Genomic DNA, 26259 nt, shown 5'->3' with positions numbered 1-26259 from the left:
AGAAAGAAAAAGCTGCGCTCGAGATCGTATAAGGTATGGATGCTGATTCACTGTGCATCTCGAGCGCATACGGTAAAAATTTGAATCTTAGAACGCTACTGTGTAAAAGATAGAGAGCACTGATAAATATTTTTTTTACACTGGATAGAGATGGTCCAATTTAAGGCTTCACAGATTCTCTTGGCCAGGAAAAGGCCTTGACCAATGCCGTCACTGCCTTCCCTCTTTTGGCCGGGTAAGAGGGAGGTTTCTAGATCTAATTGGTTGTCTGTGGCGTTCTCAAAAAAGAGTGTGTCCCCCTTATAGGTAATAACCAATTCAGGGCTGGTAGCGTGCTGTAATGCATTGCTGATCAAGTTGTCGAAGAGCAGACTTACCAGGTGTCGATTGGCCAGGACTCTGACTTTGTGCCCTAACTTTAAATCAACATTAAAATGCTTTTGTACAATTAACTGGTGTTGAGCTAAAAGACGTTCCTCTAGTAAAGCGCACAATGGGATATCTTCCGACTGTAGAGACTCAGAGCGGGCGAGGGCTAATAGTGTCTTAACGGTTTTTTCCATACCGGTAACAGTTTCTAAGAGCTCATTTTTCTCAGCTAAAGTCATTTCCCGATTTTGACTGAGAGCCAGTGTGCTTTTCAGAATGGTTAGTCCGGTGCGCAACTCATGGCTTGTATCCCGGGTAAACTCAGTTTCCCTGCGCAATGTTAGCTTGAGCTGGTTAAGTGTATCTTGCAGCGTACTTGCGAGATAACCGATTTCATCTTGTTCATTGTTATAGGGCAGGGAAATTTGAGAATCGCAGTTTCTCTGCTGCTGAACTGCTTTAGCGAGGGTTACTACAGGCGCGATGGTTTTACGGGAAATACGAAAAGCACAATAGAGGGCTAAGAGTAGGGTCAAGATACAGGCGCTGGCAAAGAGCCAGAGAAGCTTTGAAGATTGTCGGGTAACAGTGAGCAATTCACTGACTTCAGCTACGAGAACGGCGGAATGGTTGTCCGGAAAATGTACTCTGCGTAAATGGAAGTGATGTTCAGTATCACTAAACCACTCAGCCTTTTCTGCATAGCTTGGTAAGGCTGTGCGCAGTTCGGCCGGAATTACTTTGCTTTCAGTGTATAGCGTTAAATAGGGTAGGCGTGGCTCTGGGGTCGTATTAGTCAGTCTTGCCTGCTGTTCGAGGTAGCGGACTTCTCCGGCCAATAAGTTATCGAATAAATGGTCTTCAACTACATAGGCCACCATCATACAAATGGCAAAAAACACCAAGCATAGCAGCAGGGTAAAACTGCCAAAAATAGCGAAGACCTTCCTCTGTAAATTACTGGTTTCGCGCATTGGGAGTTTCCAACTGATAACCGAGATTGGTGATGGTTTTCAACATAGGGGCCTGGAAAGGCTTATCCAGTGTTTGGCGAAGACTATAAATGTGGGATTTTAAGGCGTCTGTTTCTGGGGGTTCATCACCCCAAATATGGTGGATTATTGCCGAGCGACTTACTGGTGCTGGCGACGCCTGGGCGAGCATAGTGAGAATGCGAAAACCGATAGTTGTCAGGGGCAGAGGTTGTTTATCCCGGTAGGCCGTTTGCTGGCGCTGGTTTATCTGTAAATCACCGACCTTAATTTCTTCACTGGTATGCAGCTGGTGTCTACGTGCCAGGGCGCGGCATCTCAGTATCAGTTCCCTTGGTTCGAAGGGCTTACATAAGTAGTCATCGGCACCGATACCAAATCCGCGTTCTTTATCTGCGAGAGCATCTCGGGCAGTTAACATCAGAATTGGCATGTTAACTGGCGCTTGTGCCTTGATCTTTTCGCAGACCTCTAAGCCGTCCATATCCGGCAGGCCCAGGTCGAGAATAATCAGGTCGAAGATTTGTTCCAGGGCCAGCTGTAAGCCCTGGCGGCCCCGCTGGGCATAATCTATCTGCCAGCCCTCAGCGTGCAGGAATTCGGCAAGCTGGCGGGCGATAGTGGGGTTATCTTCAATCAACAATATCTTCAGTGAGCGCACCGGCAAATCTCTTGTGGCAGAGGAAGTTACAAAGCATTCTGACAGAGTGCCGGTGAAATTGAAGTGAAGCCCCGTTGTTGGACTGTTTTAGATATTGGTTGGACCGCCCTAGATATTGAGGTTGCGGCCGCCGTCAACGGCAATAACCTGGCCGTTGATATAGGGGGCGTCACAGATCAGGAAGCGCACGGTTTTGGCGATATCGCTGGGGTCACCGGTTCGGGCCAAAGGAATGCGCTGGGTGATTTGTGCTTTCTTGGCTTCGTTAGTTGCCTCTTGTTCCGGCCAAAGAATGGCACCGGGGGCGACTGCATTGACCCGCACCTGGGGCGATAGCTCCAGAGCGAGGCTTTTTGTCAGCATTACCAGTCCAGCCTTGGCGGCGCAGTAAATAGTATGCTTGGGCATCGGGCGCTCGGCGTGAATATCCGCCATATTAACAACGCAACCCTGTTGTTGGCAGAGTGTTTCTTTCAGGGCCTGAGTGAGAAAGAAGGGGGCTTTGAGGTTGCTGCCTACCAGCCGATCCCAGTCCTCCTCGGTTGCACTTCCCACAGGTGTGGGGTGAAATGCTGAGGCACTGTTGACCAGAACATCAATACCGCCCCAGGCCTCTTGTGCACGTTGGGCCAGATTGGAACAGGCTTCGGCGCTATTCAACTCACTGTGCAACGCTATGGCAGAGTTGGGGCGACGTTGGTTCAGCTCGTTTGCCAGGGCCTTGGCAGCATCAGCCGAGTTGCGATAGTGAATAACAACTCTGTGATCTCTATGCAGCTCTTCAGCAATAGCACGGCCCAGGCGTGCGGCGGCACCGGTAATCAACACATTACGCAATGTAGTTATCCTTTACTCTGGCGATTGCCTTGATGCGCTCCCGGTCCAGTGCTTGCCCCAGTTTCGCACCCTGGTAGCCCTGTTTAATCAACTCCTCGGCAGTTACTGCCGCTGCCCCATCTCGAGCGGCGCGCAAAAATTCCACCTGTGGATAATCTCGATTCTCCAGCCCCTCACGACCTCGGGCATCTGCCTCACAGGCGCGAAGAAAGTTTTCAAATCGCTCGGGACGTCGCAAGGCATCCAGACTGCGGATCATTTTCATAATGGTTTGTGGGCGCAATTCGAAGGCTCTGTGGCAATGCAGGTGATATTCGCAGACCCCGACAGCTAGTGCAGTCAGGTCTTTTGGGGTACGCCAGCGCTCACAGACGGCCTTTACAAGAGGTACGCCTGCGGCCTCGTGGCCGTGGTGGCTGGGGAGAATCTCTTCGGGAGTCAGTCCTTTGCCCAGGTCGTGTAGCAGTACTGCAAAACGCAAGGGGAGCTCTGGCGGTGCGGCGCGCAGGGCTAGCAGTACGTGTTCTCCAGTGTCCACTTCGGGGTGGTGTTTGGGCGGCTGGGGAACACCAAACAAATTCTCTAACTCTGGTAACAGTACCGAGAGGGCGCCGCAGTCTCGCAGTACCCGAATAAAAATATCGGGGTCTGGCTCGGTAAGTGCCCGGCTTACCTCTTTCCAGACCCTCTCGGCCACCAGGTATTCCACTTCACCTGCTTCTACCATCTGGCGCATGAGTATCATGGTCTCAGGGGCAACGCTAAAGCCAAGGTGATGGTAGCGGGCGGCAAAGCGGGCCACTCGCAGTACTCTTAGCGGGTCTTCGGCAAATGCAGGGGAAACATGGCGCAAAAGCCGAGCTTCAAGATCTTCCTGCCCACCGTAGGGGTCAATTAGATTGCCGTCTCTGTCTTCTGCAATGGCATTAATAGTGAGATCTCGCCGCAGGAGATCCTCTTCCAGAGTGATATTGGCATCGGCGTTAACGGTAAAACCGCCATAGCCGTGGCCGCTCTTTCTTTCGGTTCGAGCGAGAGCGTATTCTTCACCGGTTTCAGGGTGTAGGAATACTGGAAAATCTTTGCCGACTGGGCCGTATCCGAGGTCCTGCATTCTATCTGCATCTGCCCCAACTACTACCCAGTCGCGCTCGGTGACTGGACGATTCAAAAGTCTGTCGCGCACTGCGCCGCCAACAAGGTAAATCTTCAAAACATTTGCTCCAGAGCTGGAGGGTCCAGTGATCTGATAGGTGATTGTACTGCCATAAGTCCATTTGTTCCGGCGTTGTTCCAGGTTTGTCTGCTGGACGGAGGATGAGCGGTAGGAGTGTAAGAAGCTTCGGCAAGATAAAAAAAAGGCCCCGAAAAAACAAGGGGGCCCAGGGTCTTAGGGTATTCGCTTAGCAAACATTTCTTTGCCAACTGTGGGGGCTCTGACTTAACGGCCACACCACTGGAAAGGATCGCGTGACAAGTCCCAAGTCACGAATCTAGTGTCATTCTAAGAAACCTGTCTTACCTGTCAACTATATCTATTAGTATTTTTTGAGGGGGTTGTTCCGCTGTTCGTTAATAAATTACATGGACCGAATTTCGGGCTGGGTTTGCAGCATTAAACAGCATAATTTATAGGGGCGGTTCAGCTGGGCAGGATAATTTCACGTGTAACTCTGTGGGGCAGAGGATACTTTCGGGAAGTTGACTGTTCTTCTTTTTAATCGCAGTTGTTGGGGAGAATAAAGATGAGCGAATTACATGTGCTAACCACCGGGGAAGCAGCCAGGTACTGCGGTGTTAACTTCCGAACGGTGATTCGCTGGATTGAGCGTGGCCAGCTCAAGGCATACAAACTTCCAGGGCGTGGTGACCACCGTATCTGTGTTGAGGATTTCGTGGGCTTCCTGCGGGACAACTCAATGCCAGTTCCGAACGACCTGGCAGTTCCCAGTCGAAAAGTGCTTTTGTTAACGACTGATCCTGAGCTGACTTCAGGTGGACGCCAGGCGCTTCAGCAGATGGGGTGTGAAGTAGAAGTAGCTAGTGATAGTTTTTCCGCCGGTATCTTGATGGCGAGTGCCAAGCCTGCGTTGTTAGTGGTTGACACTGGGTTGCTTGGGGAGAGTGGGTTTCAGGTGCTGGACTACCTCAGATCCCGCAGTGAGTATTCAAATTTGAGCATTCTGGTTGTGCCTTCTGATGACGATGGCGAGAAAGCCCGTTGGCTGGATGCTGGAGCTGATGCTCTTTTAACTCACCGTTCTGAGCACGGTGAACTTTCTGCAAAGGCCAAGCTTTTGTTGGAAGCTGATGCCTAAGTAGCGCGATTCGCAAGTGGGTATTATTTCCCCATTCTGTGCGGGGCTGGTATTTCAACAGTTCCCGCGCTGAAACCTATATGGGTTTTGGTATTAACATAGACTCTTCTTCACCCTCCGGTCGGTCCCGACCTTGCTCTGGGCAGTGACAACTGGCCGTTATTTGATCCCCGTTCAAGCTGTTCAGGTGAATATCGAAGCCCCATAGCCGGTGAAGATGCCTTAATACCTCTGCTGTATCTTTACCAAGAGGGCGACGGCGGTGTTGTGTGTGGTGCAGGGTCAGTGAACGGTCACCACGGGTATCTACTGAATATACCTGGATGTTCGGTTCCCGATTGCCCAGGTTGTACTGTCCCGCAAGGTTCTCTCTTAACTGGCGATAACCGCTCTCATCGTGAATTGCGCTGACAATGATATCGTTCTCTTTATCGTTGTCGCTGATACAAAACAGTTTCATGTCTCGCATAACCTTGGGAGACAGGAATTGTAAAATAAAACTTTCATCTTTGAAGTCGCGCATGGCGAATTGAAGGGTTTCACGCCAGTTACTTCCAGCAATGTCTGGGAACCAGCGGCGATCCTCTTCAGTGGGGCTTTCACAGATACGCCGTAAGTCAGTAAAAATACTGAAGCCCAGGGTATAGGGATTGATACCGCTGTAGTGAGGGCTGTCAAAAGAGGGTTGGTAGATAACATTGGTGTGGCTTTGAAGAAACTCCATCATAAAGCCTTCAGTCACCCGCCCGCGCTTGTACAGCTCGGTTAAGAGAGTGTAATGCCAGAAGGTAGCCCAGCCCTCATTCATTACTTGGGTTTGCCGCTGTGGATAAAAATATTGGGCCAGCTTACGTACAATACGCACCAGCTCCCGTTGCCAGTTTTCCAGGAGAGGGGCATTTTTCTCAACAAAGTACAGGATATTCTCCTGAGGCTCTTCGGGGAAACGTTTCTCCTTTGTCTCCTCTATACCGTCACCGAGTTTTGGGATGGTCCTCCATAAATCATTGAGCTGTCTCTGGCGGTACTCTTCTCGCTCTTGCTGTTGGCGTTCTTCTTCAATAGCCGAGATTGGGTAAGGGCGTTTATAGCGGTCTACACCGTAGTTCATTAGGGCATGACAGGAGTCGAGAATGGCCTCGACTTCATCAAGCCCGTAGCGCTCTTCACAGCGGGAAATATAATTTTTGGCAAAGATCAGATAGTCAATAATACTGCTGGCATCTGTCCAGGAGCGAAACAGGTAATTCCCTTTAAAGAAAGAATTGTGCCCATAGGAGGCGTGAGCAATCACCAAAGCCTGCATTGTCATGGTATTTTCTTCCATGAGGTAAGCGATGCAGGGATTAGAATTAATGACTATTTCATAAGCCAGCCCCATCAATCCGCGCTGGTAATTATTTTCCACGCTGATAAATTGCTTGCCAAAAGACCAGTGGTGATAACCCACTGGCATTCCTACCGAGGAGTAGGCATCCATCATCTGCTCTGAGCAGATAACTTCAATCTGATTTGGGTAGGTATCTAACCCAAACTCTTCTGCCAGTGCGCCGATGGCGCGATCATATTCCTGAATTAATTCAAAAGTCCATTCTGAGCTTGTTGATATGGGCTGACGCGACTCAGATTCAGATGCTTCAGCGCCACTGGCAAATTTGTCGAGCATCAGGCAGTCACCTTTTGGCGGAATAGTTGTCGGAACACCGGATAAATATCCTGTACATCGACAATCTGCTCCATAGCAAAGTGATCGGGGAATAAAGTGCGGACACTTTCATACTCTTCCCACAGGGCCTGGTGATCTCTGGGAGTAATTTCCACATAAGAGTAATACTGCACATGGGGCATAATATCGTCGATAAGGATTCGGTGGCAGGTACTGGAGTCGTCGTTCCAGTTATCACCATCTGAGGCCTGGGCTCCATAGATATTCCATTCGCTGGCGGGGTAGCGATCTCTTATAATGCGTCGCATTAATTTGAGCGCGCTTGAGACAATGGTGCCACCAGTTTCCCGTGAATAGAAAAACTCCTCTTCATCAACTTCTTTGGCGCTAGTGTGGTGTCGAATAAAAACGACTTCTGTATATTCATAACTGCGCTGTAGGAACAAATATAAAAGTAAGAAGAAGCGTTTGGCCATATCCTTTGTGGCTTGGTTCATCGAGCCGGATACATCCATCAGGCAAAACATCACCGCCCTAGATCGAGGTTTTGGTTGTCGAATCAGCAGGTTATATTTCAGGTCGAAATCATCAAGGAAAGGGACTCGATTGATACGGCTGCGAAGTTCGGCGATTTGGTTTTTAAGAGCCTCAATTTTGCGCTGATCTCGCAGAGCAGTATCTTTGTTTTCTTCTTGGGATAGATCTTCCTCTAAATTACGCAGGTTTCTTCGCTTATTACTGGTCAAGGCTATGCGTCTTGCATGGGCAGCCCTGAGTGAGCGGATCACATTGAGACGACCTGGAGTTCCTTCATTACTAATTCCGGCACGTACTATTTGAAAAGACTCGTTGCCGGCCAGGCGTTGCTTGATCATATTGGGCAGCTGGAGCCCCTCAAACATAAAGTCCAGAAACTCTTCTTGTGATATCTGGAAGACAAATTCATCAACCCCTTCCCCGCTATCACTGGCACCACCACCATTTCCATCACCGCCTCGCTGACCTTGACGAGGGATACGATCACCAGCAGTAAATTGCTTGTTTCCGGGTAAAACTCGCTCTACGTGCCCACCGCTACCGTGAGAAAATAAGGGTTCGCTGATATCCCGAGTAGGGATACTGATTTGCTCTCCCTTATCCATGTCCATAATAGAGCGGCTATTCATGGCGTCGCCGACAGCTTTCTTAATGTGAGCCTTATAGCGCCTTAAGAATCGCTGCCGATTAACGGTACTCTTTTTCTTTCCATTCAAGCGGCGGTCGATGATATAGCTCATATTTCTGCCTTTGTTCTGAATAAAGCTCACAGGCATTCATCGCCATAAATCTATTCAGAATATTTCCTGCTGAATCCACCAAACACAATTATTGGTATCTTCACTATAGCGAGCCATTGAGGGTCCCGATGAGATGCTGTGAAATCACTCAAGTGCTCACTAAAAGTTAATGATCTAATCAGTATCCGGGTTTGGCTTCCTCGTGTTTTTCCAGTGACCTTAATGGAGGAAAACCTTACTATTGAGATTTTCTCACGCGTAGATACCATTCGGATAACAATCTAACCTGCTTCTCGGTATAGCCGCGTTCAACCATACGCGCAACGAAGTCTGCATGCTTGCGTTTATCATCTGCTGATGCCTTGGTATTAAAGGATATAACTGGCAGAAGATCTTCCGTATTGGAGAACATTTTTTTCTCGATAACGGCACGTAGTTTCTCGTAAGATCTCCAGTCGGGATTTTTTCCTTGATTGTTAGCCCTGGCACGGAGCACAAAATTGACTATTTCATTGCGGAAATCTTTCGGATTGGAAATTCCTGCAGGTTTTTCTGTCTTTTCAAGCTCTTCATTAAGGGCGCCGCGATCCAGTATTTCACCGGTTTCTGGGTCACGATACTCCTGGTCCTGTATCCAAAAATCAGCGTAAGTGACATAGCGATCAAACAAGTTTTGGCCGTATTCAGCGTAGGATTCCAGGTAAGCTGTTTGGATTTCCTTGCCGATAAATTCTACGTACCTTGGAGCTAAATATTCCTTGATAAACCCGAGGTAAGTCTCTTGCACTTCCGGTGGAAATTGCTCCTGCTCTATTTGCTGTTCCAGAACATAGAGTAGGTGGACTGGATTTGCCGCCACCTCAGTAGCATCGAAATTGAAAACTTTTGAGAGGATTTTAAAGGAGAAACGGGTGGATAGTCCGTTCATGCCTTCATCTACCCCTGCATTATCTCTGTATTCCTGAATGGTTTTTGCTTTGGGGTCGGTATCCTTTAGGTTTTCACCGTCATAGATACGCATCTTTGAATAAAGGCTGGAGTTCTCAGGGTTTTTAACTCTCGACAATACAGAGAATTGCGCCAACATCCGTAGGGTGTCTGGTGCACAGGGCGCTTTTGACAAGGAGCTATTTTCTAGCAGTTTCTGATAGATTCGTATTTCCTCCTGCACTCTTACACAGTAGGGCACCTTGACGATATAAATACGATCCAGGAAAGCCTCATTGTTGCGATTATTGCGGAAGGATTGCCATTCCGATTCATTGGAATGAGCGAGGATTGTACCGTTGAACGGAATTGACCCCAATCCCTCTGTACTGTTGTAATTTCCTTCTTGTGTTGCAGTTAGTAGGGGGTGAAGCACCTTGATAGGCGCTTTGAACATCTCGACAAACTCCATCAGCCCCTGGTTGGCCCTACATAAACTACCAGAAAAGCTATAGGCGTCAGGGTCATTCTGGGGGAAATCCTCAAGCTTACGAATGTCGATCTTGCCAACCAGTGATGAAATATCCTGGTTATTTTCATCACCGGGCTCTGTTTTTGAGATGGCAACTTGATCGAGAATAGAAGGACGAATTTTTACGACACGGAATTTACTGATGTCCCCTTTAAATTCATGCAATCGCTTAACAGACCAGGGAGACATAATAGTGTTAACGTATCGACGTGCAATTCCGTAGTCCTCTTCAAGGATGCGGCCATCCTCAGTAGGAGAGAAAAGGCTCAAGGGAGATTCAAATACTGGCGATCCCTTAATTGCATAGATGGGCACCTGCTCCATCAAGGCTTTTAGCCGCTCTGCAAGGGATGACTTTCCGCCACCAACAGGACCTAGCAAATACAGGATTTGCTTCTTTTCTTCCAGACCCTGTGCGGCATGTCGGAAGAAAGAGACAATTTGCTCTATGGCTTCCTCCATACCATAGAATTCACTGAAGGCCTTGTATCGCTTAATAACCTTATTACAGAAAATACGTGACAGGCGCGGGTCCCGTGAGGTGTCTACCAGTTCGGCCTCGCCAATGGCCATCAGCATCCTCTCAGCTGGTGACGCATAGGCACTGCGGTCTGTCTTACACAGCTCCAGGTATTCCTGAATACTGAGTTCTTCGTCCTGGATAGATTCGTATCTTTCCAAGTAGTGATTGAAAATTGTCATGGTGTCTACCTCCCTGTAGCCTACTGGAATTAGCTCAGTTTCCTGCTTTGGTTAGGATGTCGTACGCCCTTGGCTTCTCTTGCCCAAATGGGACGAGCGATGTATGAGCTGTAAAGTCCAGATCGTGTTTGGGATACGCTTGGCGTGAAGCACTATCGTTATTGCCGTTGTGAACCTTGTTCTTTGCTGGAGTAAGTGTTGAATGCTCTCCAGCTTTTCCAGCATAGCTTTCCCTTTGAATGAGACAGTGGAATGTCACTTATATAGGTTGAATTGGGCGGCTGTTTTACGCTTTACTACAGCCCATATTGGGTATTAGAGAAATATTGAGGAACCTAAATGGCGATTTTGGTGACTGGAGGTGCCGGATATATTGGCAGTCATACCTGTATCGAGTTGCTTGCTGCCGGCTTTGAGCCTGTAGTTGTGGATAACCTATCGAACAGCAGTGAGGAAGCCCTACGGAGGGTCGAGTTAATTGCTGGCAAAGATATCCCTTTTCACCATCTGGATATTAGTGATAAGGAAGGTTTACGCAAAGTATTCTCTGATCATAAGATTGACGCCGTAATTCACTTCGCGGGGTTAAAAGCAGTTGGTGAATCTGTTGTGCAGCCTCTGCGCTATTACCAGAATAATGTAGCTGGGACCTTAACTTTATGTGAGGTGATGGAGGAGTTTGGGGTTCATCGCCTGATCTTCAGTTCGTCGGCAACAGTCTATGGTGATCCTGAAACAGTACCAATTAAAGAAGATTTCCCTACTGGCGCAACCAACCCCTACGGCTCCAGTAAGTTGATTGTGGAAAACATGTTGCGCGATCTTTGTGCTGCGCCGAACAGCCAGTGGAAAGTGAGCTTGTTGCGTTACTTCAATCCGATTGGAGCCCATGAAAGTGGGACTATTGGTGAAGATCCCAGTGGTATCCCCAATAACTTACTACCCTATGTTTCCCAAGTGGCAGTAGGTAGATTGGAGCAGCTACAGGTTTTTGGTGGTGATTATGATACCGTCGATGGTACTGGAGTTCGAGATTATATACATGTAGTTGATCTGGCTCGCGGACACTTGGCGGCGCTAAACTTAATATGTAAAGAAGAAATTTCTGAGGGTTGTTATACCCATAATCTGGGGACGGGACAGGGCAGTTCTGTTTTACAAGTCGTTCGTGCTTTCGAGAGTGTCAGTGGGAAGGAAATTCCCTATAACATTGCTCCGAGGAGACCCGGAGATATTGCAGAGTGTTACGCAGATCCAGAGCTGGCTGAAACAGAGCTGGGGTGGAAAGCTGAGTATGATTTAGTACGTATGGTGAAAGATACCTGGCGTTGGCAGTATAAAAATCCTAAAGGCTACAGTGCAGATTAGGCAAAATTAAGTTGAGGAAATTTGATCCTATTTTTTGCCTCACAGAGGATTAGGTTTTTCTATCAACCTGATAATGCTCATTGCTTGCGCAGCTCCATGCGGATATTGCAGGCAATGAGTTTCTTTCATGTTCTAAATAAAATTATATCAACAGCACCTGTGTTAAGGGGCCATTATTCTACCGATAGATACAATCCTGTTGATTGACTTGAACGTTTCTGATTAGTGAAGAATAAGAATTATTTGTCTGTCTGGTTGTATTTATAACTCTCTATTTATAGTTATCAATATATGGAAGCATTTATTACTTCAATTTTTGTTTATTTTTCTCAATCTAAAAGGAGTTAAGATTGAAATATATTCAGTTTTTACTGTTAGTTTTAACTGGTTTTTCAGCTTTAGCTGAAGATATATCTGAGGTGGATATCGCGATTGAGAAGCAGGGCGATAAGCTCTGGAAGCTTACCTATCAAATGGATAGGCCGGCAAGTCGGATTAGCTTTGTACGTAACCCGGATGCCTCTCGTATAAAACGCTGGAAGCCTGTGTCACCAGAATTTGAAATAATTTCTATGGAAGGTGAAGAGTTTCTGGTTAGAAAAGATAGAAGTTCATTCGAACACATTGAATTTTTTTTGACGACTAGCTATATATCCCTTCCTAAAGACTATGCACCTTTCTCCCCCTATTCAGATGGTGGAAGTCTGATATACACAGGCCGCTTTTTTGCTTGTATTGATAACTGTGATGATAAAGCAAAAGCCTGGCGAATAACTATGCAGGTTCCCCCAGGTGAGCATATGATCATTAACGGGAAGATAAATGTTGGGACAGCCAGCTGGATTGATCGTGATAATGGAATGAATGTCTATGTTGGAACTCAAGAACCTATAAATACAGCAAGTGTTGTGGCTGTTGTTGATAGAGGTTTGCCAGAAAAATTGAGATTGTCTTTAGAGTCAGATATTCCCAGGTTAATGAGTTATTTTGAGCAAAAGCTTGGGGCACTAAGTGGAACAAAGCCCGCTTTGTATGCATCATATGCGAATGTCGATGATAACTCTTGGCAAGGGGGGACCTTGCCACATCAGGTTTTTATGCATTGGAATATGAATGAACTTGATGGGAAATTTGCCGACCCTAACTTTATTAATGAAACCATTTGGTTTTTTGCTCATGAGGTCGCACATTTATACCAGCAGGGTAGTGAAGTAGGATTGTATGGTGATGCGAATGAATCGTGGTTACATGAAGGGAATGCGGATTGGTTAGCAGCGCTGGCTTTATTAGATTTGTATCCCGAGTCATCAAAATATGTCTCTAATAAAATTAAGGCTTTTAAGGAAAGTTGTACAAAAGGTGTAAAAGAGATTCCTTTGGTTGAGGCCGCTAACCGGGGCAGGTTTGATCTGTATTATAGCTGTGGTCTGCTCATACATCGGGCAATTGATCTGTTTCTGCAAAGTGAAAATACTGATCCGTCAAATATTTTTTCAATGTGGAGCAGTTTTCGTCAAGAGGTCGAGGGCGGCGGAGAAAAAGGCGCTGATACTTTCTTGGTGCTTCTTAGCCAGAGGGAAGGAGCAGCGGAACTTGTTAACTCTATTGAGCTTTTACTTGATGGGAAACCGTCGAGTGTAGGAGTTGCTTTGGATCAATTAACTTATGGCTTATAAGGTTATTCAAGCTAGGTAAACTGACAGTTAAACTCCCAGATAATAACTGTCAGTTTATTTTTTTAGATTCGGTTGGTTTAAATTCTTCTTTTAGGCTTCAGGGCGAAGTGATTTTTATAAGCTGCAGTCTGTACAAAAAAATTCTTCATCACTTAATCGCATTGCAGTCAGGTATCCTCCCCAAACGCAACCTGTGTCTAGGGCATAGATATTCTCAGTATCTGCGCGGCCTTCCAGGGCAGCCCAATGCCCAAAAATAACCTTGTCATTTCTGGTTTTTCGGTTGGGAAAGCTAAACCATGGCTGGTATTCACCGTGAGAGGCCTGGACCCCCTTTTTATTGATTAGATCCAGAGTGCCATCAGCCTTACAAAATCGCATTCTTGTGAAGTAATTGGTAATGGACCGCAGGCGTTCGATGCCGATCAAATGATCATCCCAACAGTGTGGCTCATTACCGTACATGCCATAAAAATATGCCTTTGCCATAGCTTCGTCGGCGAGGGCCTTATGCACTTCAGTGGCGAGCTTTTGCGCTTTAGTAACGCTCCAAATGGGGGGGATACCCGCATGCACCATGGTGTACCCCTTCTTATGTACTAGAAGGGGTAGGCTTTGTAGCCACTCCAGTAACTTATCAGAATCTTTTGCTTTTAAAACCTTGGCAAGGTCGTGCTCTTTTTCAGACAGAGATTTAGTGCCATGGGCGATCGCCAGTAAATGGAGATCATGGTTGCCCAACACTGCTGTAACCTGCTGGCGGTGCTCATAGAGATAGCGAAGGGTGCTCAGGCTATCCTCACCCCGGTGAACCAAGTCTCCGGCAAGCCAGAGTTTGTCACGGTCAGCACTAAAATTGATTTTCTTGAGAAGGCTTTGAAAAGCTGCAAAGCATCCTTGAATATCTCCGATGGCGTAAGTTGCCAAGGTTCCCCCCAATAATGTGAAAAATAATTATTGTTGTTGCAAGTTTGTACAGTAGTCGGCCAGCTTAACAAAGTCCTCGACGCTTAAGGTTTCTGCTCTGCGGCCGGCATCAATGGGTAGCAGCTCGGGGTCGAGATCCGGGAATAGGGGTTTTAAAGCATTGCGCAGGGTCTTACGGCGCTGCTGGAAGGCTATATTGACGATTCTTTCCAATAATCCTTCATCTTTTGCGGTAAATGGCAGAGTGCTGTGGGGAACCAATCTCACGATGGCAGAATCCACCTTAGGGGCGGGCCGGAAAGACTGCGGGGGTACAGGGAACAGGCCCTGTACGCGACAGTAATATTGAACCATCACGCTAAGTCGCCCATAAGATTTAGTCGAAGGCGTGGCGCTGAGCCGATCTACCACCTCTTTCTGCAGCATAAAATGCATATCCTGGACTTGCCCGCGAAAACTGAGCAGATGGAACAGTAACGGTGTGGATATGTTATATGGAAGGTTACCGACAATGCGTAGCTGCTTATCTCCAGCAAAGGTGCCAAAGTCAAATTTTAATGCGTCCTTTTCAATGATGCTAAATTCCGAGTATTCCCTAAATTTAAATTCCAGCATCGGAATCAGGTCGCGATCCAGTTCGACAGCGGTTAGAGACGGGCACCGTTTTAGTAGTAACTCTGTAATTGCCCCTTGACCCGGGCCAATTTCCACTAGCGTATCTGATTCTTTAGGGCCTACCGCACGAACAATGCGCTCGATAATATTTTCATCGACGAGAAAGTTTTGTCCAAAGCGTTTGCGGGCTTTGTGTTGAAAGAAGTTATCCATTGATATATCTGTAACCTGGATGATTAATTTTGCGGTTAAGCCTTGGGGTGCTAGTGAGCATTTCAGTTGGATACCCTTTAGGGCCTTTCACTGCGCTCACGTGGTGAGGGCATGGTTTACACTTTCTCCAAGCAGGTTTTAGGCACTGGTTAGGAACTGCGCAATTTAGCTATCGCCACAGCCTGAGACAGTGCGGCTTTGAGGCTGCCGCAGTCTGCAATGCCTGTGCCCGCGATATTGAGAGCTGTGCCGTGGTCTACTGAAGTGCGGATAAAGGGTAGCCCCAAAGTGATATTGACGGCGTGGCCAAAACCCTTGAATTTTAACACTGGAAGCCCCTGATCGTGATACATAGCTAAAACGGCGTCACATTCCGACAAATGCGGCGGGGTAAAAAGAGTGTCTGCGGGAAGTGGACCTTTCAGTGATATACCTTGGTGGCGCAAGTGTTCGAGTGTGGGTTCAATTATTTCTATTTCCTCATGGCCTAAGTGTCCCCCCTCTCCAGCATGGGGGTTGAGGCCGCAAACGCTAATACGAGGATTGGAGATGCAGAAATGTTCCCGCAAACTGGCGTCGAGGATGGTAATAATCTGCTCTAGAAGCGGGGGGGTGATAGCAGCGCTCACCTCTTTGAGGGGCAGGTGAGTTGTCACTAGAGCAACTCGAAGGTCCTCTGCTGCTAGCATCATAACGACACGCTCAACACCGGCTTTTTCAGCAAAGAACTCTGTATGGCCGCTAAATGGAGTACCGGCATCATTGATAATGCCTTTGTGTACGGGCCCTGTAACCACGGCATCAAACTGGCCGGCCAGGCACCCCTCTGCCGCAACTGTAAGAGTTTCCAATACATAGGGTGCATTGACTGCATTCAGTAGGCCTGGTTTAGCTGACTCGGCTATGGGGACCGGTAGTATGTAGAGAGCACCGGCAGGTGTCCCCTCTTTGCCTGCTGTGGACAGAGGAAGGAGCTGAAGAGGCAACCCCAATGCCGCAGCGGTCTCTGTCAGTAGTTGGGGATCAGCAATTGCGACAATCTGTGCTGGAGAACTCTCTTGTGCAATCTTCACAGCGAGCTCAGGGCCAATACCTGCAGGTTCTCCGGGGGTGAAGGCAATTTTAGGAGCCATTGCTATATAACTTTCCTGTAGCTACAAAAAAAAACCGGGCACAGGGCCCGGTCTTTCCCGCTGAAAAAGCGGCTTACTATTGGTTTCCTGAGTCCTCGGTGGTCTCAGAGTCCGGCAATTTAATCTCAACGTATGCCTGGTCGCGAATCTCACGGCGCCAGTTTTGCAGTTCTTCTTCATAGCGGCGGTTGCGCAGCAAATTGGCTGCCTGATTGCGGATATATTTGTCGGTCATATCCTGTTTGCGCCGATCTTCAACCTGCAGGATATGCCAGCCGAACTGGCTGCGGAAAGGCAGGCTAATGCTGCCAATCTCAGTTGCATCCATAGCCTGGGTAAACTCTGGCACAAACTGTCCGGGCATAGACCAGCCAAGATCGCCACCGGATAGCATAGAACCTATATCCTCTGAGTTTTCGCGCGCGAGCTCGCTAAAGTTATCGCTGGCCATGGCCTCTTCACGCAACTCAATCAGCTTATTGTAAGCTTGGTCATCGGTAAGAATAGCGGACGGCTTAAGCAGGATATGGCGAACTTTTGTCTGTTCCACCAACTGCTCGCTGGCGCCTTTCTGCGCGTGAATCTTTAACAGGTGAAAGCCGGCATCACTGCGGAAAGGCTCGGTAACATCACCGGCTTTTAAGTCGGTAAGGGCATCGGCAAAAAGAGTGGGAAGCTCGACGGTTTTGCGCCAACCTAGGTCACCACCGGTAAGTGCATTTTGGCCGGCAGAGTTTGCGATCGCCAGGCGGCGGAAGTCAGCGCCGTCTTTGGCTTGCTGAGCTAGGTCTTCAGCTTTTTCCCGTGCCTGGGTAACTTCGCTGCTGGGGGCACTGGAACTTACGGGGATCAGAATATGGCCCAGCTCAAATTGAGGGGACTTCCAAAACTCCCCCTCCTTGGAGCGTAGGAAGTTATCGATATCTTGATCGGTAATCTGAATCCGGCGGTTAACGCTGCCTTGCTCGACCCGGCGAATCATCAGCTCTTGGCGAATCTGCTGACGAAAGCTCTTCATGCTCATACCGTCAGCGAGCAGCCGCTGGCGGAATTCTTCGGGGCTGACTCCGGCATTTTGTTGGACACGGGCGATAGCTTGGTCCAACTCCGATTCAGAAACGGTAACACCTGCGCGAGAGGCCATCTGCAGTTGCAAACGCTCGATAATGAGTTGTTCGAGAACCTGGCGGCGCAAAACATCCACTGGAGGAGCCTGCACCTGCTGTGCTTGGATTTGGCTGGCGATGGTATTCATGCGCTGGGCCAATTCACTGGCCATTACAACATCGTCGTCAACAACAGCGACTACCCGGTCAAGGTTTCTGACTTGTGCGGTGGCAGTGATGGCGATCAGAGCGCCAGCTGCTAGTACGGGTGCCAGGCCCAGTTTCGGTACGAATTTCTTAATTATTCTCATCACTGTTTCAGCTCTTCTCTCTGATCAAAGTTGGCAATCCCCTGGGTCAGCATTTCTGTCACGGTTGAACCAAAGCCCGCTAATCCTTTGAGTTCGACTTCAAGATAGATACCTTCGTCATACTCAAGGTCTTCAGCAGATACAACCCCTGCTAGATAGTTGTCCAGTGTGCGTCGCCACACCAATCGGGTACGGTAGCAGCAGTCGTCATATTCGATACCTGCAAGGTACTCCAGTTCCCGATTTAAAGTAAGATCATAGCTGGCACCAGCCATGAGTGAGGTATGAGTACCAAGCGGGAGGACGGTTGAGGCATTTAGTTGGCTTACGGTTTCATCTTCATCTTCGTCCTCATCCTCGTCATCCGTCGAGTCGGGGCGTTCGTAGTAATAGCTCAAGTTAAAAATGCGGAAGTCGTCGTCAAGATAGCGCAGGCTGAAATTGCCGCGATTAATATTGTGCTCACTATCTTCATAGACCAGCTCAGTCCCCAGACGCAGGGATTCGAAAGGGCGACTCTCGATTCGCGCAGCCAATTCTGACCGTTGGGTATCCTCAATGTAAGCGGTGCGACCAATTTGCCTGTCACTGGAGTAGTAGACCTGCCCGATACTGGCTGAGAAGAGGTCCCGGCCACTGACTGGATCTAGAAAGCGGGTTGTCAGGCCCAGGGCAAGTCTGTCTGCATCATCGATCCGGTCATTCCCGGTAAAGCGGCTATCACGGAATAACTGGTCGTAACTGAAAGTGTAAAGTGACGTGTCGTACAGCAGGTTGTTACTATCTGGGTCGATATCTTCGGCATCATCACTAATATCAAAGAAATCACTTTGATCAGCATTGCTACTAATTAGGGTAAACAGCCGTGGCTCCAGCGTCTGGATAAAGTCCCGATTAAACAAGTGGCTATCTCGCTCAAAGTAGAGACCTGTATCCAGAATAAACTGGGCGGCAGAGGCATCTGGAGTATCGTCGGCATCCTCGGGTAGAAATAGATCGCTGACACTGTATGCTAAGTAGCGCCCAGCTAGTCCTGGCTTGAAATATCCCCAGAGCCACTCTTTATCCCAGTAGAACTCATAGTCGAGGCGCAGCCGATCAGCGTTAATAAAGTCTCGAGTCCTGGTTATGACACTATCGGGATCATCGGTGTCTTCAATAAACCTTATCGTTTGTGTATCACTGTGATCCCAACTGGTGACTTCGTTCTGCATAGTCAGCAGCCAGTCATCCCAGCGGTAAGTACCGTCAATATCAAAGCGGGGGTATTGGGCAAATTCGTCGAATTTGTCGTTTTCCAATATTTGATAGTCCTGGGTACGCAGCGTCGCCTGCCAGTGCTCGCTACGCAGAAGTCCTTGGAATTTCTGGCTGACTTGAGTTTCCGCATTGATATCTAGGCTGGCGGGACTTAGGTCGCGAAAGTAGTCCGGGTCACTAACCTTGGTGTAGTCGATGTCAGTGCGCCAGATACTGCCGCTGTATCCGCCTTGCTGTTCCATACTGGCTAACCAACGATCTTCCCCTTTGTTGGGTAAAACTAGGTCTTCTGGAAAGCCCTCATCAATCAGCTCCTGAGCAAGGTCAATATTGCCGCCATCGTCGTCGGGCAGATCGGCCAGGCGGATTTCCGTACTAAACATTTCTGCCAGGTGCCTGAACTCTACCTCCAGCCCGGCTCCACGGTATTGGATGTAACGCGGGGAAATGGTGGCGTCCATCTGCGGGGCAATATTCCAGTAGTAGGGAATGGCGAGGTCCCAGCCATTCTTGTCGCTGTTGCTGAGTGTGGGAAACAGGAAGCCGGACATGCGTGCATCGCCCACAGGAAAGCGGAAATACGGCAGGTATAAGACAGGTACGTCCAGAATCTTCAGGCGCACATCTCGTGCAGTACCCTGGCTTTCTACTTCATCAATATTGATCTCGCGGCCCGTGAGTTGCCAGAACTCACGACCGGGTTCACAGCGGGTATATGTCCCTTCGGTCAGGGTCAATTCACCACTGGTTTGACGCGCAACCAGCTCGGCCCCGCCGTGGATAAAAGCATCGTGCACCACATAGGTGGCATCCTCAACAGAAGCCGCTTCGCTTTCGGTGTGAACTTCGGCGGAGGAACCACGGATCAGCAAACCGGGCTCCCGAAGCTCAATCGCACCATCTAAAGTGGCGATATTTTCCGGGCGATTCAGTTTGACCTGGTCGGCGAAGAGCTGCCGGTAACCCTGGGTAATATGTACATTCCCGCTCAGCTCGGCTGAACCATCTTCCAGCCACTGGGATTTCTCAGCAGTTGCTCTGAGCGGGGCTTCCCCAGGGGGCAGGTCAGAACCGGGATAGTTGCGCGGAGGCGCCACAAAGGCGCCAGAGCACACCGCCGGTAAATTGGCTAGCTCCTCCGGGGTTAGCTCAGAGCGGGGCAACCAGTCCAAGTACAAATAGGGGTTGTAGTCGGGATCAGGATACGGTTCGCCCTGATTGGCTTGCGCCCACAAGGGCTGAGCAGCGATCAGACCGAGAGCGATGGAGCGGGCTTGGGAGTTATTAGCAATCGCCAGAGCGAGGCGACGCCACCGGGAGACTTCAAGCATCAAACGATATGTTCCAGCTATCTTTTAGTGTTTCTTTATCGATAGATACGTGCGACAGCTTTCGAGCCGGGGCGCGCAAAATCATCGTCCGATTCTACTTGAATGTAGATGTGGTTAATAGCCGTACTGAAGCCGTAATGTTACAGCTAGAGGCTCAGCTTCGAAACGCAAATTACCTGGAACTCGTGTTCTGTTTTTACCTGAGGCAAAGTAGGGGCTCCAATTAATATAGTGATGGCGTCTCTGGACGCAGAGAGGCTCGGGGTTAAAATGCAGCTAGAAACAGTTGGAATATAAGATGAGCCTAAGATCGAGCAGTGAAGTTGAGCAAGGGTGCGAGATCGACTCCGATCCCAGACGCAATGCCTTGAGTGAGTGGGTTGGCGTGGCCCTGGGTATGGAGGCTCCGGCTGATTTATCGAGCCTGGCGGGGGATGCTGGATTTCGCCGTTATTTTCGCACTCTAACCGAGCCGTCACTGATAGCGGTAGATACTCCCCCCCAATTGACTAACCCCGCCCGCTTTGTGGCTCTGGCTGATTACTTGCGCCGCAACGGTATCCATACTCCGATGGTGATTGCTGCAGACACCGCGGAGGGGTACCTGCTGCTGGAAGATTTGGGGGATACCCAGTTATATAGCGTGCTCAACAGCGACAGTGTTGAAGGACTCTACGCAGAGGTGATGAGTGAACTTTTGTGCCTGCAGCAAATCCCTTTTGAGGAACAATTATTCCCAGCTTATAGCCGGGAGCTACTTCATAAGGAAATGCAGGTTATGCCTGAGTGGCTGATGCGAGAGCTACTTGGCTACCAGCTTTCAGAGCGGGAAGAAAAGCTGCTGGAGCAAACCTTTGAATTGTTGCTTAACAGTGCGGAGGAACAGCCTCACACTATTGTTCACCGGGATTACCACAGTCGCAACCTGATGATCCGCGACGGGGAAAGGCCGGGGATTGTCGATTTTCAAGACGCAGTGTGGGGGCCCGCCACCTACGATCTGGTGTCTCTGCTCAAAGATTGTTATATCCGTTGGCCCCGCGAGCGGGTAGAGCGTTGGGTGCTAGCTTACGTTGCGACCGCTGAAGCGGCGGGTGTTATGCAGCCTGTGGACCCACAACTTTATCTTCGTTGGTTCGACTGGATGGGGCTACAGCGTCATATTAAAGTGCTGGGTCTGTTCCCGCGCCTCAGTCTGCGTGATGGAAAGCAGGGATACTTGCAGCACCTGCCGCTAGTGATTCGCTATGTTTTGGAAACCGTTGAGCGCTACCCAGAGCTGGAGCCGTTTACTGATTGGTTCAGCGGCACCCTACTGCCGCAGATAGAGCCTTTGCCCTGGTACAGCGATTACCGCTGTGCCGGTGACTAGCCGAAGTAGGCCGTACGAAAACTGTACAGATTAATTTAATGAGCAAACCCAAAGAGAATTCCCCTTTGACTGCCATGGTATTGGCAGCAGGTTTTGGGCGCCGTATGCGCCCACTGACTGACCAAACTCCAAAGCCTCTGTTACCGATTGCCGGTAAGCCCCTGATTGAATATGCAATTGAGCGCTTGGCAGCTATTGGTGTGCAAAAGGTCGTGATTAACCTGGGCTACTTAGGACCCAAAATTCGTCAACAGCTTGGTTCTGGTTCCCGCTGGGGGTTGGATATACATTATTCTGTGGAGCATGAGGAGGAGCCACTGGAAACTGCCGGCGGGATTCTCAAGGCACTGCCACTGATCGGCGATTCATCGTTTTTGGTGGTTAATGGTGATGTCTGGTGTGACTATGACCTGTCGCAATGGATCGAGAGGCCGCTGCCGGAGTCTTGCCCTGGGCGTCTTTTGATGGTTCCTAATCCTCCCCATAACCCCGATGGAGATTTTGGCATAGAAGGTGGCTTGCTGTCGGGTACAGCCAAGCCCCGCTATACCTTTGCGGGTATTAGCTGGCTGCGAGCTGAAACCCTAACCGAATACCCTAAGCGTCGCGAATGCTTTGGGCTTGGGGAAGTGTTCACCTTTAATGAGGATAAGCTACAAGCTGAACTCTATGAGGGGGACTGGTGCGATGTGGGAACCCCCGAGCGCCTGGAAAATTTAGATCGCCGACTGACTGGCGAAAGTTGAGTTACCAAAGGATATTTTGATGTCAGATTACAAGATCGCCCCCTCTATTCTCTCCGCAGATTTCGCACGTTTGGGTGAGGAAGTGGACAATGTGTTGGCAGCCGGAGCGGACTGGGTGCATTTTGATGTGATGGACAATCACTATGTGCCAAATCTCACGATTGGCCCTATGGTATGCCAGGCCCTGCGCAAACACGGTGTTGAGGCTCCGATTGATGTGCACCTGATGGTGGAGCCGGTGGATGAAATGATTCGCATGTTCGCCGATGCCGGAGCTACCTATATTACGTTCCACCCAGAAGCCTCTCGTCACCCGGACCGCTCCCTACAATTGATCCGCAGTCTCGGCTGTAAAGCCGGGCTGGTGTTCAATCCAGCCAGTGGCCTCGATGCGGCCAAATATGTAATGGATAAGCTGGATATGATCCTGCTGATGTCGGTGAACCCGGGCTTTGGTGGGCAGAAGTTTATCCCCAATACCCTGACCAAGTTAAAAGAAGCCCGCAAGTTGATTGATGAGTCTGGGTTTGATATTCGCCTTGAGATCGACGGCGGTGTTAATCGCGACAATATTGCCGAAATTGCTGCAGCTGGAGCAGATACCTTTGTCGCTGGGTCTGCCATATTCAATACTCCGGACTACGCTGAAGTGATTGCAGCTATGCGTAAGAGTTTGGCTTAATTTACAAAACTGGCGGGCAATCTCTTGCCCGCCATAGACGGGATTTGTTAACTTGTGCGCCTGCACTGAGGGAATTTCCGTGAACCACTCTTTCTCCCTGACAAACAGTTGGCGATGGCGCCACTGACCTGCTGAGGCCCAATCGAGTTTGGCGATTGAGGCACCTTTCCCGTGGGCGCTGCTTATACTCTGGCGCCAATCATAAAGAATGAAAAATTGATCGGAGTCTCCATGACCCCTACTGAATACGCTCAACTTGCGTCTGAGGGTTATAACCGTATCCCCCTGGTAAGGCGCGTACTGGCGGATATTGAAACGCCACTGTCCACCTATTTGAAACTGGCCGGAGGCCGTTACAGCTATTTGCTGGAATCGGTTCAGGGCGGGGAGAAATGGGGGCGCTATTCCATTATTGGTTTACCTGCGCGGACTTTGCTCAGGGTTAAGGGCACTGACATCACCGTGGAAACTGATGGTGAGGTTGTAGAGAGCCACAGCGCCGCCGACCCTCTGGAGTTTGTTGAACAGTTTCAGCAGCGCTATCAGGTACCTGAATTAGCGGATCTGCCCCGTTTTAACGGCGGGCTGGTGGGCTATTTTGGCTATGACTGCGTGCGCTATATCGAACCGCGTCTGGCCGCCAGTACTCCGCCGGATACCCTGGGTAACCCGGATATCCTGTTGATGGTCAGCGATGAATTGGTGGTTTTTGACAATCTTGCCGGTGCGGTAATTCTGATTGTCCACGCAAATACCGCTGAAGAAGCAGCCTATGAAAAAGCCCAGCAGCGCCTGGACCAATTGGTTGGCCAGTTAGCGCAACCGCTACCGGATACTGTGCCCCTCGATTTGCATGGGCGCGGCATTGATGAGAGCGAATTCCAATCCCACTTTGGCGAGGACAACTTTAAGCGCGCAGTAGATCGGGTTAAAGAGTACGTGCTTGCCGGTGATGTGATGCAGGTGGTGCCCTCCCAGCGCCTGTCTGCGCCTTTCGATGCGCCGCCACTTAATTTTTACCGTGCTTTACGCAGTTTGAACCCTTCGCCGTATATGTATTTCCTCGATCTGGGTGACCACCATGTCGTGGGCTCCAGCCCAGAAATTTTGGTGCATTTAGAAGAGGGAGAAATGACTGTGCGACCTCTGGCGGGAACCCGCCATCGGGGAGCCACTGAGGAGGAGGATCTTGCCCTGGAGGAAGAGCTGTTGGCAGATCCCAAAGAACTCGCCGAACATCTGATGCTGATTGACCTGGGGCGCAATGATATCGGCAGGGTGGCTGATACTGGCAGTGTTAAAGTCACCGACCAAATGTTTGTCGAGCGCTATTCCCACGTGATGCATATCACCTCCAATGTTGTCGGCCAGTTAAAGCCGGGCCTCACCGCCATGGATGCTCTGCGCGCGGCACTGCCGGCCGGTACCCTGTCGGGCGCCCCCAAGATACGCGCTATGGAAATTATCGATGAGCTGGAGCCAGAAAAGCGTGGCATTTACGGTGGGGCGGTTGGCTACCTGGCTTGGAATGGCAATATGGATACCGCTATCGCCATTCGTACAGCAGTTATCAAGGATGGCCGACTATATGTGCAGGCGGGAGCTGGTCTAGTGGCGGACTCCGATCCGCAGTCAGAGTGGAATGAAACAATGAATAAGGCCCGAGCGCTCTTCCGCGCTGCCGGTATGGCGCTGGCCAAGAGTAGTGACCCTTTAAAGATCGAGCAAGATGAGCGAAGTTAGTATTTCTCAAAAGTTGACCCTGGCTGAACGCTGCGAGCGAGTTGTCGCAGCGCCGTTATTTAACCAAATCATTATCGGAATGATTCTGCTCAATGCCGTCGCTGTTGGGTTGGAGACTTCCACTTGGGTGACGGAGCGCTTTGGTACGCTGCTGGGCGCTATTAATCAACTGATTCTCGCCTCATTTGTTATTGAGGCGCTGGTTAAAATTTTTGCCCATGGGGCCCGTCCCTGGCGTTACTTTGCCAGTGGTTGGAATTGCTTTGATTTTACTATTATTGCACTGAGTTTGATTCCTGCTACAGGGCCGCTAGCTACCCTGGCGCGCTTGGTGCGGGTATTAAGGGTTTTGCGGCTGGTGTCTGCATTCCCGGAACTCCGCACACTGGTGGACACGCTTTTGCGCAGTTTACCAAGCATGATGCACATTGCTTTGTTGATGAGCATCATTTTCTATATCTATGGTGTAGCGGGTTATTTCCTATTTCACGATATTGATCCAACTCACTGGCGCACTTTACCCATCGCATTTTTGAGTTTATTCCGCATAGTCACCTTTGAGGACTGGACGGATATTATGTATACAGCGATGGATTCGATGCCTTGGGCCTGGCTTTACTTCGTCAGCTTTGTGGTCATGGGGGCGTTCGTAATGATTAACCTCTTTATCGGTGTAGTCTTGAATAACCTGGAAGAGGCCAAATTGCGACGAATGGATGAAATGTGTCTGCCTCCAAGCCAGACCGAAATCCTGCGCGAACTCCGCGCAACCCAGGCCTCTCTCGCACGCCTGCAAAAAAGAATGGAAGAATCCACTTATCAACCAGAGGCTAAGGGGGCCGCGCAATGATTTTAATGATCGATAACTACGACTCCTTTACCTGGAATGTAGTGCAGTACCTGGAAGAGCTGGGTGCAAAAGTGGTGGTGAAACGCAACGACGAAATTACCCTGGATGAAATCGAGGCAATGGCGCCAGAGAAAATTGTGATTTCGCCGGGTCCCTGTACCCCCAATGAGGCGGGTATTTCGCTCGATACCATTCGCCGTTTTGCCGGCAGTATCCCTATTTTGGGTATTTGTCTGGGGCACCAGAGTATTGGACAGGTCTTCGGTGGCAGGGTAGTTCGTGCCCGGCAGGTTATGCACGGCAAAACATCTCCTATAGTGCACAACAATTTGGGGGTGTTCCACGGTTTGTCCAACCCGTTTGAGGCGACTCGCTATCACTCACTGGTAGTGGAGAAAAGCAGTTTACCGGAATGCCTGGAGATCACCGCCTGGACTGAGACAGAGGATGGTGAAATTGACGAGATCATGGGCGTGAAGCACCGGGAACTAGCGGTAGAAGGGGTGCAATTTCATCCTGAGTCGATTCTCACCATGCACGGTCACGATATGTTGAGAAACTTTATCGAGTCTTGAGGGCCGGAAGAACAAGTGCGCGGCGGGCAGGCCCCGCCAGAATCAATAAGCAGAGCGGGGCAAAGGGGGA

At 49.5% G+C, this 26259-nt stretch carries 21 protein-coding genes; 9 read left to right on the top strand and 12 right to left on the bottom strand.

What is annotated here, in order from left to right; genetic code table 11:
• Positions 1-95 precede the first annotated feature (95 nt).
• The 4 genes from ACJJIN_RS15675 to ACJJIN_RS15660 form a co-directional block, all read right to left on the bottom strand.
• The gene (locus ACJJIN_RS15675) at positions 96-1343 is read right to left on the bottom strand and encodes a sensor histidine kinase (RefSeq protein ID WP_444895326.1); all 1248 of its coding nucleotides are present in this window, start codon (positions 1341-1343) and stop codon (positions 96-98) included.
• Complete coding sequence (locus ACJJIN_RS15670; protein WP_413664232.1) at positions 1327-2022, bottom strand: response regulator transcription factor; 696 nt, start codon at positions 2020-2022, stop codon at positions 1327-1329. The genes ACJJIN_RS15675 and ACJJIN_RS15670 overlap by 17 nt, the downstream gene beginning before the upstream one ends.
• A 108-nt stretch (positions 2023-2130) precedes the next feature.
• Positions 2131-2850: a pteridine reductase gene (locus ACJJIN_RS15665; RefSeq protein WP_444898265.1), complete on the bottom strand. Its 720-nt coding sequence runs from the start codon at positions 2848-2850 to the stop codon at positions 2131-2133.
• A gap of 1 nt (position 2851) precedes the next feature.
• A complete protein-coding gene (locus tag ACJJIN_RS15660; RefSeq protein WP_444895325.1) occupies positions 2852-4072 on the bottom strand; it encodes a multifunctional CCA addition/repair protein in 1221 nt (406 codons plus the stop codon).
• 532 nt (positions 4073-4604) lie between these two features.
• On the opposite strand from ACJJIN_RS15660, the gene ACJJIN_RS15655 reads away from it, so the two are divergent.
• Positions 4605-5177, top strand: a complete 573-nt coding sequence (locus tag ACJJIN_RS15655) for a helix-turn-helix domain-containing protein (RefSeq protein WP_413664235.1) — start codon at positions 4605-4607, stop codon at positions 5175-5177.
• Positions 5178-5253: 76 nt separating this feature from the next.
• On the opposite strand, the gene ACJJIN_RS15650 is transcribed toward ACJJIN_RS15655, so the two are convergent.
• From ACJJIN_RS15650 to ACJJIN_RS15640, 3 genes are all read right to left on the bottom strand, one after another.
• Positions 5254-6843, bottom strand: a complete 1590-nt coding sequence (locus ACJJIN_RS15650; RefSeq protein WP_444895324.1) for a SpoVR family protein — start codon at positions 6841-6843, stop codon at positions 5254-5256.
• Complete coding sequence (locus ACJJIN_RS15645; RefSeq protein ID WP_413664237.1) at positions 6843-8120, bottom strand: YeaH/YhbH family protein; 1278 nt, start codon at positions 8118-8120, stop codon at positions 6843-6845. The genes ACJJIN_RS15650 and ACJJIN_RS15645 overlap by 1 nt, the downstream gene beginning before the upstream one ends.
• 238 nt (positions 8121-8358) lie before the next feature.
• A complete protein-coding gene (locus ACJJIN_RS15640) occupies positions 8359-10281 on the bottom strand; it encodes a PrkA family serine protein kinase (RefSeq protein WP_413664238.1) in 1923 nt (640 codons plus the stop codon).
• Between the two features lie 339 nt (positions 10282-10620).
• Between ACJJIN_RS15640 and galE the strand changes: the two genes are divergently transcribed.
• Both galE and ACJJIN_RS15630 read left to right on the top strand, forming a co-directional pair.
• Entirely contained in the window at positions 10621-11649 is a 1029-nt protein-coding gene (gene galE / locus ACJJIN_RS15635) for a UDP-glucose 4-epimerase GalE (RefSeq protein WP_444895323.1), read from the top strand.
• 350 nt (positions 11650-11999) lie between these two features.
• Positions 12000-13325 carry a M1 aminopeptidase family protein gene (locus ACJJIN_RS15630; RefSeq protein ID WP_444895322.1) on the top strand — a complete coding sequence of 442 codons (1326 nt, stop codon included), beginning with the start codon at positions 12000-12002 and terminating at the stop codon, positions 13323-13325.
• Positions 13326-13439: 114 nt separating this feature from the next.
• Here the strand turns inward: ACJJIN_RS15630 and ACJJIN_RS15625 are convergent, their stop codons facing one another.
• The 5 genes from ACJJIN_RS15625 to ACJJIN_RS15605 form a co-directional block, all read right to left on the bottom strand.
• The gene (locus tag ACJJIN_RS15625; protein ID WP_444895321.1) at positions 13440-14252 is read right to left on the bottom strand and encodes a symmetrical bis(5'-nucleosyl)-tetraphosphatase; all 813 of its coding nucleotides are present in this window, start codon (positions 14250-14252) and stop codon (positions 13440-13442) included.
• Positions 14253-14279: 27 nt separating this feature from the next.
• Positions 14280-15080, bottom strand: a complete 801-nt coding sequence (gene rsmA, locus ACJJIN_RS15620) for a 16S rRNA (adenine(1518)-N(6)/adenine(1519)-N(6))-dimethyltransferase RsmA (RefSeq protein WP_444895320.1) — start codon at positions 15078-15080, stop codon at positions 14280-14282.
• A gap of 149 nt (positions 15081-15229) precedes the next feature.
• Positions 15230-16213: a 4-hydroxythreonine-4-phosphate dehydrogenase PdxA gene (gene pdxA, locus ACJJIN_RS15615; RefSeq protein ID WP_444895319.1), complete on the bottom strand. Its 984-nt coding sequence runs from the start codon at positions 16211-16213 to the stop codon at positions 15230-15232.
• Between the two features lie 76 nt (positions 16214-16289).
• Positions 16290-17630 (bottom strand): peptidylprolyl isomerase, encoded by a 1341-nt coding sequence (locus ACJJIN_RS15610; RefSeq protein ID WP_444898264.1) that lies wholly within the window; start codon positions 17628-17630, stop codon positions 16290-16292.
• Positions 17630-20221, bottom strand: a complete 2592-nt coding sequence (locus ACJJIN_RS15605; protein WP_444895318.1) for an LPS-assembly protein LptD — start codon at positions 20219-20221, stop codon at positions 17630-17632. Before ACJJIN_RS15605 ends, ACJJIN_RS15610 begins: the two co-directional genes overlap by 1 nt.
• Before the next feature lie 298 nt (positions 20222-20519).
• On the opposite strand from ACJJIN_RS15605, the gene ACJJIN_RS15600 reads away from it, so the two are divergent.
• The 6 genes from ACJJIN_RS15600 to ACJJIN_RS15575 all read left to right on the top strand — a co-directional run bounded on the left by ACJJIN_RS15600 (position 20520) and on the right by ACJJIN_RS15575 (position 26189).
• Positions 20520-21593 carry an aminoglycoside phosphotransferase family protein gene (locus tag ACJJIN_RS15600; RefSeq protein WP_444895317.1) on the top strand — a complete coding sequence of 358 codons (1074 nt, stop codon included), beginning with the start codon at positions 20520-20522 and terminating at the stop codon, positions 21591-21593.
• A 38-nt stretch (positions 21594-21631) separates the two neighbouring features.
• A complete protein-coding gene (locus ACJJIN_RS15595; RefSeq protein ID WP_444895316.1) occupies positions 21632-22339 on the top strand; it encodes a nucleotidyltransferase family protein in 708 nt (235 codons plus the stop codon).
• 19 nt (positions 22340-22358) lie between these two features.
• Positions 22359-23021, top strand: coding sequence for a ribulose-phosphate 3-epimerase (rpe, locus tag ACJJIN_RS15590; RefSeq protein ID WP_444892691.1), 663 nt, complete (start codon positions 22359-22361; stop codon positions 23019-23021).
• Between the two features lie 231 nt (positions 23022-23252).
• The gene (trpE, locus tag ACJJIN_RS15585) at positions 23253-24764 is read left to right on the top strand and encodes an anthranilate synthase component I (RefSeq protein ID WP_444895315.1); all 1512 of its coding nucleotides are present in this window, start codon (positions 23253-23255) and stop codon (positions 24762-24764) included.
• Complete coding sequence (locus ACJJIN_RS15580) at positions 24751-25614, top strand: ion transporter (protein WP_444895314.1); 864 nt, start codon at positions 24751-24753, stop codon at positions 25612-25614. Before trpE ends, ACJJIN_RS15580 begins: the two co-directional genes overlap by 14 nt.
• The gene (locus tag ACJJIN_RS15575; protein ID WP_444895313.1) at positions 25611-26189 is read left to right on the top strand and encodes an anthranilate synthase component II; all 579 of its coding nucleotides are present in this window, start codon (positions 25611-25613) and stop codon (positions 26187-26189) included. The genes ACJJIN_RS15580 and ACJJIN_RS15575 overlap by 4 nt, the downstream gene beginning before the upstream one ends.
• Positions 26190-26259: the final 70 nt, after the last annotated feature.

This window comes from Microbulbifer maximicatervae (SeqCode), from assembly GCF_052467505.1.
This window is presented reverse-complemented; position numbering and strand designations above follow the sequence as displayed.